The 18,389-nt window shown below is 45.9% G+C and carries 19 protein-coding genes; 15 read left to right on the top strand and 4 right to left on the bottom strand.

Annotated elements, in window-relative coordinates:
* Positions 1-162 precede the first annotated feature (162 nt).
* The 11 genes from OO778_RS24225 to nirD all read left to right on the top strand — a co-directional run bounded on the left by OO778_RS24225 (position 163) and on the right by nirD (position 13,536).
* Entirely contained in the window at positions 163-597 is a 435-nt protein-coding gene (locus OO778_RS24225) for an N-acetyltransferase (protein WP_047009260.1), read from the top strand.
* Between the two features lie 292 nt (positions 598-889).
* A complete protein-coding gene (locus OO778_RS24230; RefSeq protein WP_264911993.1) occupies positions 890-3,535 on the top strand; it encodes a nitrate reductase in 2,646 nt (881 codons plus the stop codon).
* Between the two features lie 20 nt (positions 3,536-3,555).
* Complete coding sequence (cobA, locus tag OO778_RS24235) at positions 3,556-4,461, top strand: uroporphyrinogen-III C-methyltransferase (RefSeq protein ID WP_047009258.1); 906 nt, start codon at positions 3,556-3,558, stop codon at positions 4,459-4,461.
* A complete protein-coding gene (locus OO778_RS24240) occupies positions 4,458-5,411 on the top strand; it encodes a glycosyl transferase family protein (RefSeq protein ID WP_047009257.1) in 954 nt (317 codons plus the stop codon). Before cobA ends, OO778_RS24240 begins: the two co-directional genes overlap by 4 nt.
* A gap of 170 nt (positions 5,412-5,581) precedes the next feature.
* On the top strand, positions 5,582-6,499 hold the full coding sequence (locus OO778_RS24245; RefSeq protein ID WP_012842514.1) for a dienelactone hydrolase family protein: 918 nt from the start codon (positions 5,582-5,584) through the stop codon (positions 6,497-6,499).
* Positions 6,500-6,572: 73 nt separating this feature from the next.
* A complete protein-coding gene (locus tag OO778_RS24250) occupies positions 6,573-7,154 on the top strand; it encodes an ANTAR domain-containing protein (protein ID WP_047009256.1) in 582 nt (193 codons plus the stop codon).
* Between the two features lie 265 nt (positions 7,155-7,419).
* Positions 7,420-8,784 (top strand): CmpA/NrtA family ABC transporter substrate-binding protein, encoded by a 1,365-nt coding sequence (locus OO778_RS24255; protein ID WP_258642321.1) that lies wholly within the window; start codon positions 7,420-7,422, stop codon positions 8,782-8,784.
* A gap of 72 nt (positions 8,785-8,856) precedes the next feature.
* Positions 8,857-9,822 carry an ABC transporter permease gene (locus OO778_RS24260; protein WP_012842517.1) on the top strand — a complete coding sequence of 322 codons (966 nt, stop codon included), beginning with the start codon at positions 8,857-8,859 and terminating at the stop codon, positions 9,820-9,822.
* Positions 9,823-9,833: 11 nt separating this feature from the next.
* On the top strand, positions 9,834-10,670 hold the full coding sequence (locus OO778_RS24265; protein WP_074189684.1) for an ABC transporter ATP-binding protein: 837 nt from the start codon (positions 9,834-9,836) through the stop codon (positions 10,668-10,670).
* Between the two features lie 10 nt (positions 10,671-10,680).
* Positions 10,681-13,200, top strand: coding sequence for a nitrite reductase large subunit NirB (nirB, locus tag OO778_RS24270; protein WP_074189683.1), 2,520 nt, complete (start codon positions 10,681-10,683; stop codon positions 13,198-13,200).
* Positions 13,201-13,536: a nitrite reductase small subunit NirD gene (gene nirD / locus OO778_RS24275; protein WP_074189682.1), complete on the top strand. Its 336-nt coding sequence runs from the start codon at positions 13,201-13,203 to the stop codon at positions 13,534-13,536. It abuts the gene before it with no gap.
* A gap of 95 nt (positions 13,537-13,631) precedes the next feature.
* Here nirD and OO778_RS24280 read toward each other — a convergent pair whose 3' ends face one another.
* Positions 13,632-14,036 (bottom strand): PPC domain-containing DNA-binding protein, encoded by a 405-nt coding sequence (locus OO778_RS24280; RefSeq protein WP_074189681.1) that lies wholly within the window; start codon positions 14,034-14,036, stop codon positions 13,632-13,634.
* A 1-nt stretch (position 14,037) separates the two neighbouring features.
* Positions 14,038-14,613 (bottom strand): TetR/AcrR family transcriptional regulator, encoded by a 576-nt coding sequence (locus tag OO778_RS24285; RefSeq protein WP_005395660.1) that lies wholly within the window; start codon positions 14,611-14,613, stop codon positions 14,038-14,040.
* A gap of 144 nt (positions 14,614-14,757) precedes the next feature.
* On the opposite strand from OO778_RS24285, the gene OO778_RS24290 reads away from it, so the two are divergent.
* The 4 genes from OO778_RS24290 to OO778_RS24305 all read left to right on the top strand — a co-directional run bounded on the left by OO778_RS24290 (position 14,758) and on the right by OO778_RS24305 (position 17,590).
* Positions 14,758-15,372 carry a glutathione S-transferase gene (locus OO778_RS24290; protein ID WP_074189680.1) on the top strand — a complete coding sequence of 205 codons (615 nt, stop codon included), beginning with the start codon at positions 14,758-14,760 and terminating at the stop codon, positions 15,370-15,372.
* A gap of 213 nt (positions 15,373-15,585) precedes the next feature.
* A complete protein-coding gene (locus tag OO778_RS24295) occupies positions 15,586-15,846 on the top strand; it encodes a hypothetical protein (RefSeq protein WP_074189679.1) in 261 nt (86 codons plus the stop codon).
* Between the two features lie 29 nt (positions 15,847-15,875).
* Positions 15,876-17,069, top strand: coding sequence for a SpoIIE family protein phosphatase (locus OO778_RS24300; protein WP_264911999.1), 1,194 nt, complete (start codon positions 15,876-15,878; stop codon positions 17,067-17,069).
* Between the two features lie 23 nt (positions 17,070-17,092).
* Complete coding sequence (locus OO778_RS24305) at positions 17,093-17,590, top strand: ATP-binding protein (RefSeq protein WP_005395666.1); 498 nt, start codon at positions 17,093-17,095, stop codon at positions 17,588-17,590.
* Between the two features lie 32 nt (positions 17,591-17,622).
* Here the strand turns inward: OO778_RS24305 and OO778_RS24310 are convergent, their stop codons facing one another.
* Together OO778_RS24310 and OO778_RS24315 are read right to left on the bottom strand one after the other, a co-directional pair.
* Positions 17,623-17,814, bottom strand: coding sequence for a hypothetical protein (locus OO778_RS24310; RefSeq protein WP_012842175.1), 192 nt, complete (start codon positions 17,812-17,814; stop codon positions 17,623-17,625).
* A gap of 34 nt (positions 17,815-17,848) precedes the next feature.
* Complete coding sequence (locus OO778_RS24315) at positions 17,849-18,184, bottom strand: Hpt domain-containing protein (protein WP_005395669.1); 336 nt, start codon at positions 18,182-18,184, stop codon at positions 17,849-17,851.
* Positions 18,185-18,389: the final 205 nt, after the last annotated feature.

The raw sequence follows: 18,389 nt of genomic DNA on the forward strand, positions 1-18,389 counted from the left end.
GTTAAAACTTAATCATGGATGTATATGCTAAAGAAGCTTGCTCTTACTTAATGAGCCATGGTGCATATTGGAGGGCTAGCAAGTGGCAGGTCTATGAGTCCTGCATTTAGATGAGTTTTAGGTATATACTGCCGCCACAAATGTTAAAGGAGGAATCATTGAATGGACATTCTGTCTGCACATAAAGACGACTTATTGGCTGTGTATACGCTTGAAAATACTTTATTTGGAGAACATGCCTATCCTCAATTTTTCTTTCGGCAAGCTTTTGATTGTTGGGGGGAAAGCTTACTAGTGGCGAAAGAGGGGGAGCAAGTCGCAGGGTATATTTTGCTGACGACAAGCACAAATGCACAGCAATATTGGATCATGTCACTGGCTGTCGATACTCAACATCGTGGTAAGGGTATTGCGCGTTCTCTGATTGAAAGTGCCATCGCGCCGTTGAAGTTGGGCTCAAGTGTGAAGTTGACGGTCGATCCGAATAATCAGCCTGCATTGTCTTTGTATCTCTCCCTTGGCTTCAAAGTATTAAAAGAAGAAGCGCATTATTTCGGTGACGACGAGTCTAGATTGGTCATGGAATTAGTAAAGTAACCCTGCACGATAATGAACGAAACTTGCACTCAATCAGTGCGCGGTATTACTTTGCAATAGTTGTTTACATTCTAACGTTTTGTAAATTAAAGATTTTCAATCTTGGCACCTCGTTTGCTTTGAGATAAATGTTCATCGTTAACTCGATGCGCCGCTCTCTATAGCAGGCGAGAGCGGGATAGTGTATTACTTTTGAAAATGTACTAACAGCGTTAAAGGCATTGCTGCCTCTCTCGATTCGGGAGAGGCTTTTTTTTGCCTGTAATTTAGGATTAGTCGCGCAGGAGGCGTTATGTCACAAGGGTGTAGAAAGACAACTTGTCCGTATTGCGGAGTAGGCTGCGGAATTGAAATCAGCAATAACAAGATTATTGGAGATGCGCTTCATCCGGCCAATTCCGGTTCACTGTGTGTAAAGGGTGTCGCATTAGCAGAAAGCTTAAAAATGCCTTCAAGGTTGCTCTACCCCAAGCTAAGGGAAAAAGAAGTGTCATGGCAGTCGGTCACAGACTTAATTGCACAAGAGATCCATCAAGCGAAAGCAGAGTTTGGACCGGATTCAGTCGCGATGTACGTGTCAGGCCAGTTGTTGACGGAAGACTATTACGTCGCCAACAAACTCATGAAAGGTTATGTGGGTAGCGCGAACATCGATACCAATTCCCGTTTATGCATGTCTTCTGCGGTTGCTGCTCACGTGCGCGCATTTGGCGAAGATGTCGTTCCAGTCAATTACGACGACATTGATAATACTGAACTATTGATCATTTGCGGTGCGAATACCGCTTGGACGCACCCTGTTCTATTTCGACGTATTCAACAAGCGAGAGAAAACAATCCTAACCTCAAGCTGGTGGTCATTGACCCGCGTGAAACGGTCACAGCGCAGCAAGCGGATTTGCATCTACCGATTAAAAACGATGGGGATGTGTCACTTTTTAATGGGCTGCTCAAGTTTCTTATCGAGCAGCAATGTATTGATTCTGAATACATAAATTCCCATACCGACGGGTTTGATGCGCTTGCAGAAGAAGTTTCTGATTTGCGTTACGATGTCACTAATTTAACGTCTTCCATTGGTATTTCAGAAGAAAAACTCACGACATTCTTCCAATGGTTCGCACAAAGCCCAACCGCAATCACGCTGTTTTGCCAAGGGGTTAACCAAGCCGAAAATGGTGTCGATAAAGGCAATGCAATCATTAATGCACACTTGGCGACAGGTAAAATTGCTAAGTCAGGTTGTGGGCCGTTTTCTATTACAGGTCAGCCGAATGCGATGGGTGGGCGAGAAGTCGGTGGTTTGGCAAACCAACTAGCGGTTCATCGCGCTTTTGACGCAGACTCTATAAAGCAAGTCCAAGCGTTTTGGGATTCACCCGAAATTGCCACTAAGCCTGGATTAAAAGCCGTCGAGCTGTTTGAGGCGGTAGAACGTGGTGAGATTAAAGTTCTGTGGATCATGGCAACCAATCCCGTGGTTTCTTTGCCTGATAATCAGATGGTTAAGCGCGCGTTAGAGGCTTGTCCTTTTGTGATTGTGTCTGATATTACCGCGGAGTCGGACGTTGCTAAATATGCAGATGTTTTATTGCCAGCGGCTGGTTGGGGTGAAAAGCAAGGCATGGTAACCAACTCTGAGCGTCGACTTTCAAGGCAGCGCCAGTTTCAAACGCCTCCGGGTGAAGCAAAATCAGATTGGTCGGCGATAAGCCAAGTCGGACAAGCTCTGTGTGCATTGGAAAAGACACAAAATGGTTTTGCGTTTACTTCAGAGCGAGCAGTTTTCAGGGAATATGCGACAATGACAGGCATGAATGCGGATTCACCTTTGAAGCTCGATCTGTCTCAATACGCGAACTTAACCGAGCAAGAATACGAAGAGTGGGTGCCAACACAATGGGGAGGAGAGCGTCCTTTTGCTGATGGCGTCTATTCGCACCCAGATGGTAAAGCGCGTTTTGTCGTGACCAGCGAATCTCCAACGCGTTTAGAAAGAATAAAAGGCTGGTGGCTCAATACGGGCAGGCAACGCGATCAATGGCATACCATGACGCGTACAGGGCATATCGCACACCTAGCCGCCTCTGAGTTAGAGCCAACCGTGTACATGAATACACTCTCCGCCACTCAAAATCGCTTAAAAGCAGGGCAACTCACCAAGCTGTTTCAGCCTACTTCAAACACCGGTATTTATGCCAAAGTGGCCATTGATGAAGGTTTGGGTTTTCAAGAGCTGTTTATGTCAATGCACTGGGCGGGCCGATATGGCGGCGAAAGCAGTGTTAACGCGATAATAAACAGCGCAAAAGACCCTATTTCTGGGCAACCTGCGTTTAAGTCGTCTTATGTTGAAGTGCAAGACGCAGCGGTAAAAACCTACGGTATGTTCATCGGTACACAGTTTGATTCCGGCAAGTTTCTCTACAGCGCATTTCAAGCAGAAAGCAATTTGGGCATCTGGCGCTTTGCACACGATAAACGACCAAAAAAGCAGAGTTTTTGTCGAACGGAAAAGAGTCGCAGGATTACGATAGATATTGCCCTAGGTTGGCTAGCGGTGGATTACGACCTTGTTGGAGACGTTCGTATCATTCGTTCTGTTTTGGTGGTGTCTAGTGAACCGATTCAAACCGACTACACCAACTTTACTGGCTTGATTGGTAAGCCGATGGAGCTATCGCAACTGCTTACCATCACTCAATCGCAAAGCAGTGCCAAACTGGTCTGTAGTTGTTTCCGTGTTACTGATAAACAGATACATGACGCGATGGAGAAACAAGACTGCACTTCACTGACCCAACTTCAAAACAAACTCAAATGCGGTACCAACTGTGGTTCGTGCGTTTCTCAAATCAAACAAATGCTCGACAGCCATCAGCATCAAAAGGGCAAACTGCAAGCGAACCAGCAAAGTCTGGCGATTCAAATAAAGTAAGTCATAAAGAGGATAAGCACATGGAAGCGCCTTATCAAAAGTCTTGGTTTAAGAAAGGACAAGCGGACCAGAGTCAAGAACGCTCGTCTCGCTTTTCTAAGCATGACCAAGCAAGCAAACTGAACCAACTTTTAGAAAATCACTCCGAAGATCTAGATGCGAACCACAAAGGTTTTGTCTCTATTGTCGGAGCAGGACCGCACGATCCAGACTTGTTAACCGTGAAGGCAGTGAAAGCGATTATGTCGGCAGAGGTACTGTTGTACGACCGTCTGGTAAACAAAGATATTTTGGAGTTGGCCTCGCCACAAGCCGATTGGATTTACGTGGGCAAACGATGCGGACAACCTAGTATTGGTCAGGAAGAAATCTGTGATTTGTTGGTGTCGCTCGCTCAGCAAGGAAAGCGAGTTGTGCGCTTAAAAGGGGGAGATCCTTTTGTATTTGGTCGTGGAGGCGAAGAGGCGTTAGCGCTCGTCAAACACTCTATCGCTTACGAAGTCATCCCCGGTATTACTGCTGCGATTGGATGTTCAGCAAACAGCTTGATTCCGCTGACTCATCGCGGCGTTGCTCGCAGCGTTACCTTTGTGACGGGGCAAGTGGTAACAGGCGCATTTGAAGCGTGGAGCCAACTGATGCAAAGCGGACAAACATTGGTGTTCTACATGGGATTAGAAAAATCGGCAGACATACAAATCGGTTTAGTCGGCGCTGGTTTGAACCAAGATTTCCCTGTTGCGGTCATCACTCATGGTTGCAGCCCTCAGCAGCAAGTTCATGTTACCCAACTCAATCAGCTCAATGAGTTATCGATTACACTTAAAGGCATCAGCCCAGCATTGATTGTGATAGGAGAAGTTGTCAAACTGCGCGAACAACTAATAGAAACCGTACAGTCAGTGACGGAATACGAGGGAATATGAGCAGCATTTTGGAGTGTATCAGAACAGTCGGTCGTGGTGAACGTGGTAGGAAACCACTGAACTTTGACCAAGCGTTTCGAGTCATGGATGAATACCTAAACGGTGAGTGCGACGACGATCAGATGGCGATGTTATTGATGCTTATCCGCGTACAAAACGAGACTCAACAAGAAATCGCTGGCTTTGTGAAAGCATTCCAATCCCGCATGCCTGCCATTGGTGCAGACATTGACTGGCCATGTTACGCCGGTAAGCGAGAAGCAGCAGGTCAGCCTTGGCACCTGTTGGCAGCGAAGATCCTTGCCGATAATGGTCATAAAGTATTGATGCACGGCTATCACGATCGTCAATCTGGTCGTTTACACGCAGAAGATTACCTCGACAAATTTGCTATCAAGAAAGCGGAATCAGCAGAAGACGCAAAGCGTGTGTTAGAAACACAAAACATCGTGTATCTACCGCTCAGTGCATTTGCTCCTCAAGCAGAAACCATGATCGGTTGGAAGAATCGTTATGGGCTGAGAACGCCGATTAATACCGTGGTTCGTGCATTGAATCCGGGGCAGGCGACGGTTGGTATTCGTGGTAGCTTCCATCCTGGATTCCAACAACTTCATGCAGAAGTCGAATATGAAATCGGTCAAACCGCTCACGCTGTTGTGTCATTCAAAGGGCAATCGGGCGAATCAGAATACAACCCGAAAGTAAGCCAAACGGTATGGTTAAGCCAAACAAGCGGCGTGACATCTCACTACTGGACGGAGCAAATGCTGTCTGAGGTGCCAATGCCTACGAACTGTCCGTTTGGGACGTTAGAAGATGACATGAACCAAATGGCGAATACGGTTTTGGCAACGATGACAGTTGTGCTCTTTGCTCAAGTGCACGATAGGGAACAGGCCTTTGAACGTGCGTTTGCTTATTGGGAAAACTATTGTTGTGGCAGTTAATCCTGTGACGAGCTAACCGCGAAACGTTGTTGGATCGGAATCCTTTATCTATTGTTTGTGTAAGCTTGTCAGTGATGTATTTATCACTTGAAGTGTCTCACACCTGGTTGGGGCAAACATCAGTGAGGCCTGATGAGTTTACTTTTCGATAAGAAATGAGGACAAGGATAATGGTTCTAAAGCACTCAAATTCTAAAAACAAGGCGTCACATCCCATTCCACAAGAAGCTTTCGATTGGTATGACGAATACGCGCATGGCAAAATCTCTCGCCGAGAGTTTCTCAACCGTCTTGGTGGCCTCGCTGTTTTAGGTTTTAGTATGACGGCCCTAGTTGATGCCCTGACTCCAAATTATGCGCTCGCAGAGCAAGTTTCCTTTAATGATCCTGAGATCAAAGCAACCTATGAAACCTTTGCCTCGCCCAATGGACATGGGGAAGGTAGCGGCTATTTGGTTGTGCCACAAAAGAAGACCTTAAAATCGCCGACCGTGTTGGTGATTCATGAAAATCGAGGTCTAAACCCATACATCAAAGATGTCGCCAGGCGACTCGCGAAAGATGGCTTTATTGCTTTCGCTCCTGACGCGCTTTATCCACTCGGCGGCTATCCGGGGAACGATGATGAAGGTCGCGCCATGCAGAAAGAGATGGACAGAGCCAAGATCGAACAAGATTTTATTGCTGCTGCTAATTTCATTAAACACTACGAGGGTGGGAACGGTAAATTGGGCGCAGTTGGGTTCTGCTTCGGTGGATACATCGTCAATATGCTTGCAGCGGTAATGCCAGAAGAGCTGGATGCAGGTGTGCCTTTCTACGGAACACCAGCGGCGCAAGAGATTCAAAAGCAGGTCAAAGGGCCGTTGATGATTCACTTCGCAGGGCTCGATAAGCGCGTCAACGACACATGGCCTGCCTATGAGCAGCAATTGATCGCGAACGATGCGCAATATCAGGCGTTAATGTATGAAAACGTCAACCATGGCTTCCATAACGACTCAACGGCTCGCTACGCACCAGAAGAAGCGGCGCTCGCGTGGGAACGCACACTAGGTTTCTTCAAAGAACATCTCGCCTCTAGTTAAAACGCTTCAACTTTAATTGGCACAGTCCTTGTTATGTCTCTCTTAGTGAGTGAGATATAAACAAGGAATGTGCATGACTCGATCAACGTCAAAAACACCCATCATAGTGTGCTGTGATAGCCTTCAAGAGCAGGCTCGACTGTCCGGCTTGTTGAGCAAAGATTACGACAACATCGTTGGCTGCCAATTGGCACAACTAGAAAAGCTGATGCAGAGAGAGAGCACTGCAAGCGTTGTAGTCGGATGGCAGCAGCCGACGGCGGAACTGCGTTTGATTGTCGATTTCTGTCGCAGAAAATCGGCACCACTCCTTATCGTGCTGAAGCAACTATCATCCAATGATATCAATCGGTTATCAGAAAAAATGGACTATGTTCTCATGCCACATGATAGTGAGTTTGCACTTCAACCCTGGATTGAACATGCGACATTAGTGAGAGCGAAATTCGAAAGTATGCAATCGGAAATTGAATCGCTGACCCATAAGATTGAAGAGCGCAAGCTGGTGGAAAAAGCCAAAGGTCTGCTGATGAAGATGCACAGTGTTGATGAAGATCAGGCTTATAAAGCGCTTAGAAATTCAGCCATGCAATCGAGCCAAACGCTCTCACAAGTGGCGAAGAATCTGATTACGGCATTGCAGTTAATGGATTAACTTCTCTACTACTTTGGGGTTATGGCAGAAATTCTACCGTGGTGCGTGTTGCACTAACAGCAAGCAAAAACAGTTGCTTGGTTACGAGGGTAGACTCTAATGTGCTGTATTTAAAGTAGAAAATAAGTTGGCACAGTACTTGGATTAGTTAAAACGGGTTTATTGTTGAATCGCTTATCTCAATTATCAACGGCGGTAATTGTAGACTTAGCAACGGCGCTACTGCTCTTCGGAGTAGTGGCGCTTTTTTTATGGGAGCAAACCAATGAAATGGAGTTCGATGCTGAAAGTGTCAGCAATTTCGTTATCGGTATTCACCACGGTCAGCGTAAAGGCAGAGTTGGGTGAGCCAGAAATTGAAGACCTGAAGTTTGGTTTTATTAAGTTAACCGATATGGCACCGATGGCGGTTGCTTATGAGAAAGGCTTTTTTGAAGACGAAGGCTTGTACGTCACTTTAGAAGCGCAAGCAAACTGGAAGGTGCTCTTAGACCGAGTCATCGATGGTGAGCTTGCTGGCGCTCACATGCTTGCTGGTCAACCATTGGGCGCGACGATTGGTGTCGGCACAAAAGCAGAAGTGATTACCGCGTTCAGTATGGATTTGAACGGTAACGCAATCACGGTTTCCAATGATACTTGGGAGCAGATGAAGCAGTACATTCCAAAACAACCAGATGGCAAGCCTGTTCACCCAATCAAAGCAGATGCCTTAAAACCAGTTGTCGACAGCTATCTGGATAAAGGCAACCCGTTCAACATGGGCATGGTGTTCCCTGTATCGACGCACAACTACGAGTTGCGATACTGGTTAGCGGCAGGTGGGATTCATCCAGGCTTTTATGCACCAGAATCCGGTGACAACAGTGGCCAGTTGGATGCTGACGTTCTTTTGAGTGTTACACCGCCACCACAAATGCCAGCGACAATGGAAGCGGGCACGATCAAAGGGTACTGCGTAGGCGAACCATGGAACCAACAAGCCGTATTCAAAGGCATTGGTACGCCCGTCGTGACCGACTACGAAATCTGGAAGAACAACCCAGAGAAAGTATTTGGTGTTTCCAAAGCTTGGGCTGAGAAGTATCCAAACACGCACATTCGCGTAGTGAAAGCCTTGATTCGAGCTGCACATTGGTTGGATGAAAACGACAATGCCAACCGCCAAGAAGCAGTGAAGATGCTATCAAAAAGCGAGTATGTGGGAGCCGATGCCGAAGTTATCGCTAACTCAATGACCGGCACATTTGAATACGAGAAAGGTGATAAACGCGACGTGCCAGACTTCAACGTGTTCTTCCGTCATAACGCCACGTATCCGTATTACAGCGATGCGATTTGGTACCTGACCCAAATGCGTCGCTGGGGACAGATCTCAAGCGAGAAATCCGATGATTGGTACATGGATGCGGCAAAAGAGGTTTACCGTCCAGATATCTACCAACAAGCAGCTCAAGCGCTAATTGAAGATGGTGTGTTGAGCAAAAAAGACTTCCCAGATTTCAGTGCTGAAGATGGTTTCCGTGCGCCACAAACACACTTTATCGACAACATCGTTTATGACGGTCGTGAGCCAAATAAATATCTAGAGAAGTTCTCTATCGGGCTTAAAGGAAAAGACAAGGTTTAACCATAACGATAAACGCCACAGGCGAGGGGATTCGCTTGTGGTAACAAGGATGTAAATTTCTTAGGAGTGAGTATGTCTAGTAATGTCATTTCCCTTTTTCCTGCGAAGCAGGTAGTGAACCGAAGTCGGTTGGTGCTTTTGCCCGTCATTGGCTTGTTGATCTTTTTGGCAATGTGGCACTTAGCAGCGAGAGAAGTGCAAACCTCATTAGGTACGCTACCGGGACCTGTGCAAACTTTTCAGCAGTTCAGCAACCTTGTCGATGACCATTGGCAAGAGCGAGAAAAAGAACAAGCGTTTATCGAACGTCAGGAAAAACGCAATGCTGCGAAGTTAGCCAAGAATCCAGACGCGGAAGTGAAGATTCGTCCTTACACAGGTAAACCGACGTTCTTCGACCAAATCGTGACGAGCTTAGTGACTGTGACAGCGGGCTTTCTGCTGGCGACGGTTATCGCGATTCCACTTGGCATCGTGCTTGGTCTTAATCAAGGGCTGTATCAAGCGTTCAACCCAATCATTCAATTGCTCAAGCCCGTATCACCTTTGGCTTGGCTGCCTATCGTTACTATGGTGGTGAGTGCTACTTATGTGAGTGATGACCCGATGTTTGCTAAGTCGTTCATCAACTCACTGATCACAGTGGCGCTGTGTAGCTTATGGCCGACGCTGATTAATACCGCTGTGGGTGTAACGAGCGTTGATAAAGACTTAATCAACGTGAGCAAAGTGCTTCAACTTTCGTGGTGGCAGCACATTCGCACCATCGTTTTACCTTCTGCCATTCCAATGATCTTCACAGGTTTACGTCTCTCTTTAGGTATCGCTTGGATGGTGTTGATTGCGGCAGAAATGCTCGCGCAGAACCCTGGGTTAGGAAAGTTCGTTTGGGATGAATTCCAGAACGGCAGTTCAGCGTCATTGGGTCGCATCATGGTGGCAGTCATCACCATTGGTTTTATCGGTTTGATGCTCGATAGAGGCATGCTGCAACTTCAAAAGTGGCTGTCTTGGAATAAACAACAAGCGTTGAGATAAGGGAAACGATCATGGAAAAAGCATTATTAGATCTAACACGTTTAGGGATGCGATTCCCAACGCCAGATGGCGAGTTCATCGCACTAAAGAACGTCGATTTACAAATCAATAAAGGTGAGTTTGTATCCCTGATTGGCCACTCTGGCTGTGGTAAATCAACGGTATTGAACTTAGTCGCAGGGCTGCACATGCCAACAGACGGCGGCGTGATCGTCGATGGACGAGAGGTGGCAGGGCCGGGACCAGACCGCGCAGTGGTGTTCCAAAACCATTCATTATTGCCTTGGCTCACCGTGTATCAAAACGTTGAGCTCGCAGTAAAACAAATTGCCGGCAAAAAGGGCAAAGCGTGGATTCAGGAACAAGTGAATCACTACTTGGAGTTGATTCAAATGCAGCATGCCGCGCACAAAAAGCCGGATGAAATATCGGGTGGTATGAAACAGCGAGTCGGCATCGCCAGAGCACTGGCACTTCAACCAAAGGTTTTGCTGATGGATGAACCATTTGGCGCGTTGGATGCGTTAACACGTGCGCACTTACAGGATGCATTGATGAAGATCCAAGCCGAGCTAAACAACACCGTCATCATGATTACCCATGACGTGGATGAAGCGGTGTTGCTATCCGACAAAATCGTGATGATGACTAACGGACCGGCAGCAACAATTGGTGAAGTGTTAGAAGTGAATCTACCGCGCCCTCGTGAGCGTGTGGCACTGGCGGATGATGTGCAGTATCAGAAGTGTCGACAAGCGGTGCTGAAGTTCCTTTACGAGAAGCAATCCAAAGTCGAGATTCCTGTTTCGAAAGAAGACAAACCCAAAACCGTAGCGCAAACGGCATAAGGAGGCAGCGATGAACAGTCCTTTAACGATTCCAGTAAAGAACGCATTGAGTCACATTGTTGTGGTAGGCAACGGTATGGTCGGGCAACACCTCGTCGAGCAATTAGTGCAGAAAAACGCGCATTTGGAGCACCGAATTACCGTGATTGGTGCAGAGCGTTTTATCGCGTATGACCGTGTGCAGTTGTCCTCTTTGTTTGCGGGTAAGTCTCATGATGATTTGATGCTGAGTAATCAAGAATGGTACGACATGCATGGCATCCAACTCGTACTTGGTAGCCAAGTAACTGGCATCGACAGAGAGCAAAAGCGCATCATACTTGATGGTGAAGATGTGTTGGGTTACGACCAACTTGTGCTCGCGACCGGTTCTTACCCGTTTGTGCCGCCAATTGAAGGTAAAGACCGCGATAACGTGTTTGTCTACCGCACGCTTGATGACCTTTCACAAATCAAAAAGGCATGTGAAGGCGCAAGAACGGGCGCAGTGATTGGCGGCGGCTTGCTGGGTTTAGAAGCGGCAAATGCACTCAAACTATTGGGGCTAGAAACTCACGTTATTGAATTTGCGCCTCGCCTGATGCCCGTGCAATTAGATGATGGTGCTGGCTTAGTGCTAAAAGAGAAGATTGAAGCGCTAGGACTAACCGTTCACACCTCAACGGATACGGAACGAATCTGCGATGGTGAGACGGCTAAACATCGTATGATGTTTAAAGACAAAAATCCTCTCGAAGTGGATGTCATAGTCTTTTCCGCAGGTATTCGCCCTCAAGATGAATTAGCAAGGCTGGCAGAGCTAGAAATAGGCGAGCGAGGCGGAATTGTGATTAATAACCGATGCCAAACCAGCGATGAGAACATATACGCGATTGGCGAATGTGCCCTTTGGGAGCAGAAGATCTTTGGTTTGGTCGCACCCGGTTACACCATGGCGAGAACCACCGCCGATGTCTTGACTGGAATGCCGAGCGAAGGTTTTAAAGATGCGGACATGAGCACCAAACTCAAGCTGCTTGGGGTGGATGTGGCGTCTATCGGAGATGCACAAATGCAAACCGAAGGCGCACAGGAAATGGTGTTGCAAGATGCGGTTGCAGGCATCTACAAAAAGCTGGTGGTTGATGCGAGCGGCACCCAATTGCTTGGTGCGATTCTCGTTGGTGACAACAGCGATTACGATGCGCTCTTACAGTGTTATTTGAACAAAACGGTCCTGCCAGACCACGCGGCGAACCTGCTGTTTGACACCGGAATGCTTGATGGAGAGATGCCAGACAGCGCCATTATCTGTTCTTGTCACAACGTCACAAAAGGCGACTTAGTTGCCGAGATACAAGCTGGCACCACCAACCTGACGGATCTTAAAGCCAACACCAAAGCAGGTACTGGCTGTGGTGGCTGTAGCAATATGGTCAAATCGGTATTGGATACTCAATTGGCAGCCATGGGGGTAGAGGTTAACAACCACCTTTGTGAGCACTTTGAGCTGAGTCGGCAAGAGATGTTCCATATTTGCCAAGTGGAACAGATCAAAGACTTCGACACCTTAATCGCACTGCATGGCAAAGGGCATGGGTGTGATATCTGTAAGCCGACAGCAGCATCAGTGTTTGCTTCTTTGTGGAATGAACACATCATGGAGCCACAGCATCAATCTCTACAAGATTCTAACGATGCCTTTATGGCAAACCTGCAAAAAGACGGCTCTTACTCGATTGTACCTCGTGTTCCGGGGGGCGAAATTACACCAGACAAACTCATCGTACTTGGTGAAGTCGCTCAGCAATACGATCTGTACACCAAGATCACTGGCGGTCAGCGCGTGGATTTATTTGGCGCGCAGTTAGAACAGCTTCCTGAAATCTGGCAAACCTTAATTGATGCTGGTTTTGAAACAGGGCACGCCTACGGCAAATCGGTGCGCACCGTGAAATCTTGCGTGGGTTCTACTTGGTGTCGCTATGGTGTTGATGACTCGGTCGGATTAGCCATTGAGTTAGAGAACCGCTACAAAGGATTGCGAGCGCCCCATAAGCTTAAGTTTGCCGTATCGGGCTGTACTCGTGAGTGTGCAGAAGCGCAAAGTAAAGACATTGGGGTGATCGCCACCGAAAACGGCTGGAATCTATACGTTTGTGGTAATGGCGGCATGAGACCAAGACACGCTGATTTGTTTGCATCCGACTTATCCAAATCAGAGTTGATCACCATGATTGACCGAGTATTGATGTTCTACGTCAGCACCGCTGATCGCTTGCAGCGTACGTCAGTGTGGATGGAGAACATGGAAGGGGGCTTAAATTACCTTAAACAAGTTATTCTGGATGACTCTCTCAACCTATGTGATTCTTTGGATGAACAAATGGCACGAGTCGTAGATACCTATCAATGTGAGTGGAAGAGTACGTTGGATAATCCTCAAAAATTGCAACGCTTCCGTCCTTTCTTGAACAGCACGTCGGGCAGCAAAGTCTTGCCGTACCAACGTGTGCGCGGTCAGCGTATTCCAGTGAAACAGGAGGTGTAAATGGCAGCTTTAACCAAAGTGAAATTGTGTCAGCTTGATGACCTAATGCCGTTCATCGGTGCCACTGTGTTAATTGAAGGCGAGCATGTCGCGTTATTCTGCATTCCTGATAGCGGCGTTTACGCCGTTCAAGATTGGGACCCAATTGGTAAGGCTTATGTGATGAGTCGAGGGATTGTCGGTGATATCGATGGTGAGATGTGTGTTGCGTCACCACTGTACAAACAGCATTTCAGCTTAAAGAGTGGGCAGTGTTTGGAAGACGAAGCGCACTGTCTAAAAACGTGGCAAGTGACGGTCGACGATAATCAGGTTTGTTACTTAGCCGAAGAATGATTCCCGAATATTGCTTGGGATAAGTAAATTCTTGGCGCAAGAGATAAGTGAATAAAGCTCCAGAGACCACACTGTAAGGCTCTGGAGCTTTTTTATTATTTGGAAGGATTCACTTGTAGTTCGGTATAGCCAGTCGAGTCGTCCATCGCTCTAGTGAACTCAAGCTCTGAGTAAGAATGGATGATCAATTCTGCGGTAGTATCAATAACCGTGCCTTCCATTAAATGCCCGCCCCAGACTCGTCCTCCACGATCAGACACCGAGATATGAACGTGTTGATGTTCAGGCGTTAGGGTTCCCATCACAGAGACGATTTCAAATGGCTCTTGTTTGGTTAACGTACTCTCTGCACCTGCTAAACGAAGGTTGAGGTGAGAGATACAGCCAACGCATGAAGCAATCGAGCCTGCTTTGACATCGTGCTCCGCGACCAATTTCGCTAGGCTCAGCTTTAAGTCCATGCCTTTGGTAAGACGAACTGCTATCACTTCAATCGACATATTACTTCCTAATTAAAACCAGCAAGCAGGAAAGCGCCGTATCCAAATCGGCATAACGTTTGGCTTTGCCAAGTACGCGCATACCTTGCATGTTGTTGAGAACAAAACGAGCGAGCTCTTCTGGTTTCAGCGTTTTTGGCACTAACGTTTCTTTTTGCGCGTTGGTTAGTGCATCCGCAATGATGTCGATAAGATGGTCAAACAAAAAATGCCCTTTGCGCAGTACGTCATCGTCTTCGCCAGCGTGCTCAATCAACGCATTTTGAATAAAACACCCACAGTTGCGTTTGCGTTGCAGCTCAGCAAAAGATTTAAGGAACGATTCCAATTCAGGTAAAGACGCGTCGTCTTTTTCCAAATCATTCAGTGACGGTAGCGAGACCTTTTTCAAGTAGGTATCGAGCGCTTCGTAGTAAAGCTGTTGCTTGTCACCGTAGGTGTTGTAAAGACTGAAGCGGTTAATGTTCAACTCGTCGGTGAGATCAGAAATGGATGTATTAGCGAAACCTTTGCGCCAAAAAACGTCCATAGCGACTAATAGTTTTTCTTCTCGATCGAAGTTGGCTTTTCTTGCCATATGTGTACCTACCTGAGCGGTTTTTCTCAAACCACTCCTAAACTTATTGATCAACTTTTGGGAAATGAAGTTCTTGACTGATCGTTTATAAACTGGCTACAGTATATCCTAACCAATCGGTTAGAAAAAGAAAAAGGATATAAAATGAAGCTCTACGAAACCGCGATAACTCCAAGTTGTAAGCGAGTTAGCATTTTTTTAAAGGAAATTGGTGGCGATGTTGAACGCATCGCTTTAAATGTGCGTGACGGCGAAAATCTAGCGGAAGATTTCAAGAAAAAAAGCGTCAATGGAAAAGTGCCATTGCTTGAGCTTGAAGATGGCACGACGATTTGTGAGAGCGTCGCAATTTGCCGCTATCTCGATGAAGCGTTTGAAAACGATTTGGCGTTGTTTGGGGCAAACCAACTTGAGCGTGCGCAAGTGGAAATGTGGCATCGCGTGGTGGAGTTTCAAGGTCTATATGCCGCTTTTCAAGCATTTAGAAACATCACAGCTATCTATGAAGATAGAGAGCGTTGTGTTAAAGAGTGGGGCGAAGAGTCCAAGCAGCGCGTGCAAGAGTTTTTACCGTTGTTAGATAAGCGACTTGGTGAAAGCGAGTTCATTGCCGCTGACCATTTTACTATCGTCGATATTACAGGCTTTATTTTGATTGGTTTTGCAATTAAAGGCCTAGAAATCGATGTGCTTACTACTGCACCAAACATTGCGCGTTGGTATGAGCAAGTTTCAGCTCGGCCTGCATTTCTAGGTTGATGTACCAGCAGCGAGTAGATCATTGCTCGCTGCTATTGCCTTTCGAATTCACAAGGATATTCAAATTCTTCAGCTTTTTTCTTATTTCGTCTCCTATCGCCTATAATTGGAAAAACAACCTCAATGGGCTTCAATGCGTTTTAGAGCCTAGCGCTCTTAGTCTGTAGACGTTCTTTTCATAGTGGGAAGTCTATTAATAGACAAGGAGAGGTCATGCGTATTCAAGTTAAAACTATCAATAATGTTCTTATTGCTCTTTTAATGGTTTCGGTCTTTGGTCTCGTCACGCTGTACCTCAATAACACACAGCAGAATGAACAGATTGAAAAACTGCAAAGTCAGTTAATAGAGAAAGAGCATCAGATATTAATCTCCAATGAGGCGCTGTCTTACACTCGATATCAACACCAGTTATTAGCTGAAGATTATAGTCGTTTTAGAAATGAGCAATCAGTGACTAGTGTTCTGCGTTAGCGTGCCCGACTACCGTCTTAAGGAGGCGAATGAAATCCATTCTTTTGGTCGATGACAGTAAAACAGTACTACTTTATATCAGCAGTGCATTAGAAAAGCAGGGATATGAAGTTATTGCTGTTGAAGACGGACAATCCGCACTTGAAGTGCTGACTTATCGCAAAGATATTCAGTTTGTACTTAGTGACTTAATGATGCCTGGCATTAATGGTATTGAGCTGTGTCGGCAATTAAAATCACAAGTTAGCGAACGTTACATTTTCTTTGTTTTATTGTCCTCTAGAAATGACCAAAGCTCGATCGTGAAAGGCATCGATGCTGGCGCAGATGACTTTGTGGATAAGAAGACGTCTGTAGAGGAACTTCAGGCCAGAATCCGCGCGGGGTTTCGTACTTTAGAACTGCACAACAAACTCGTTGAGAGAAATAAAGAGTTAGATGCAGCCTATCGAATGATCCATCAAGATTTACAGTCTGCTAGTCACCTGATGGAGCAACTACTCCCAGCGGAGTCGTCGATCCAGAACATGCAATTTAGTTACGCCTACAAACCGTGCTCCCAGATTGGTGGTGACATGTTGGGGTATTTTGAGCTTGATGAACAACATGTCGCATTTTATGTTTTCGATGTTTCAGGCCATGGTGTTTCGTCTGCTTTGATGGCTTTTTCTATCCAACAGACGTTATCTCAAAATCTGGGACCTGATTCGATAACCATGGAGCTAAGAGATGGCGACTACTGTATCAGTGAACCAGCAGCCGTTATTGATCGGCTAAACCGACGGTATCAGCAAACTAGGAACAGTCAGCTTTATTTCACCATGGTTTATGCCATTCTTAATACAGAATCAGGACAACTTCGCTATTGTACTGCTGGTCATCCTAAGTTCATTGTTTGGCGAGCGAGCACCGAAACTACAGAGCTGGCGGGTGAAGACAACTTTATGATTGGCGCTTTGCAGCCGATGGAGTACGTTGGTAATCAAATTATTCTGAGTGAGGGAGATGTAGTATGGCTTTATTCGGATGGTTTGATAGAAGCAAGGAGAGGTGAGGAGATGTTTTCAGTACAAAGGTTGGCATCAAGTATAAAAGCTGTTTGTACTTCGCAATTAGAAGTAGAAGTGCAGGCTAGATGTGTCTTTGAACAAGTACAATCGTGGCAGAACAAAGATGAGTTTGATGATGATGCGAGTCTTTTACAAGTAAGGTGGCGTGGCTGATAGCCTAGGGATAAAGGAAAAGAATGTTCCAGAGCGAGTTTAAACGAACTTACGGTGGATCCCTTACTCGCTCTCGAAGTGCGAGCAAAGAGGTTGCTAAGTTTTTAATGGATAATCAAGTATCGTTAAGTACGGCTCAGTCGTTGGAGCTTTGTGTTGTTGAGCTTATGAACAATGCTTACATCCATTCTTACAGTGAAATTGAAGGCAAGCCGATAGACGTGGAGTGTAGGATTAGATGTGACCCAATGTCAGATTTCATTGAACTTAGGGTTTCTGACTACGGAGCGTCAATCAATGAAATGACATTCAACCAACATAAAAATAAACAGATTGAGGCTCCTAACTTAATGGATGATGATAGTTGGTCTGCTTCAGGTCGTGGACTGATGTTAGTCGCTCAATTATCTGATCAGTTCAAGTTAGAAAAAGAGATTGGAAAAAACACGTTTGTTTTAGTGAAGAGGAACGGCGAAAAACTAACAACCAAGCAAGATCTATTCACCCCACCTGGTCCCTAGCGTTAATCTGACGGTTACGTTGTATGTTATTGTTATTTTGTATTTGTGGTTGGTGCAGGTGACAATAATGCTTCCAACTCTTCTGGTGTCAGTATATCACTGATGTTTAGCATATTGCTCTCATCATCTAACGCCATCTTTGTACGACTAAGCAAGTACCTCTTTTGAGTTGGCGTTAAGTCTTTGAGAGACTCAATCAGCTCCTTGAAATTGCTATTGTTCATTGCCATATTTCCCCCAGTTAAGCCTTAATTTGTTTTATTGCATATTCTTCAAGTAAGCAAAGATTTGTTGATTAATGGCAGCTAGCTCTTTAGTAACTATAGCTATATCTGAGCTATCTGGCTCGTTATCGTTTCTTGTTTCTGCTTCTATTTTTGTGAAAACAATGACAGCGGTTTCTTCACCAAAGCTTTCTAGAATGCCCTTTAGACTGTGAGCCAATAAGTAGAGTTCCGGCCAACATTTGTTTGCGTACAACTCATTGATACGCTGTATGTCATTGGCGTGGTCTTCTAAGTATGTGGAAAAAACGGTGACGATAAGATCTACGTCGTTCTCCATGTATTTATTGAGAACATCAAAATTAATCATGTTTACCTCTGACTAACCGCGAGGTAGAAAAATGTATCGGATAGGAACGTTGAAGTGGGGGGAGTTGAGCGCTGAACAGTGTGCTTATCACTTGAGCTAGACTCATAAAAACAAAGTTATTGTTCGGTACACTTTGACTTATATACAAGTGTCTATGATCTAATCTTTTGTGCAAAGCATTTTGCACTCGTGTCGTGGCAACACA

Origin of the sequence: Vibrio sp. STUT-A16 (assembly GCF_026000495.1) — a bacterium.
Classification (GTDB): Bacteria; Pseudomonadota; Gammaproteobacteria; order Enterobacterales; family Vibrionaceae; genus Vibrio; species Vibrio diabolicus.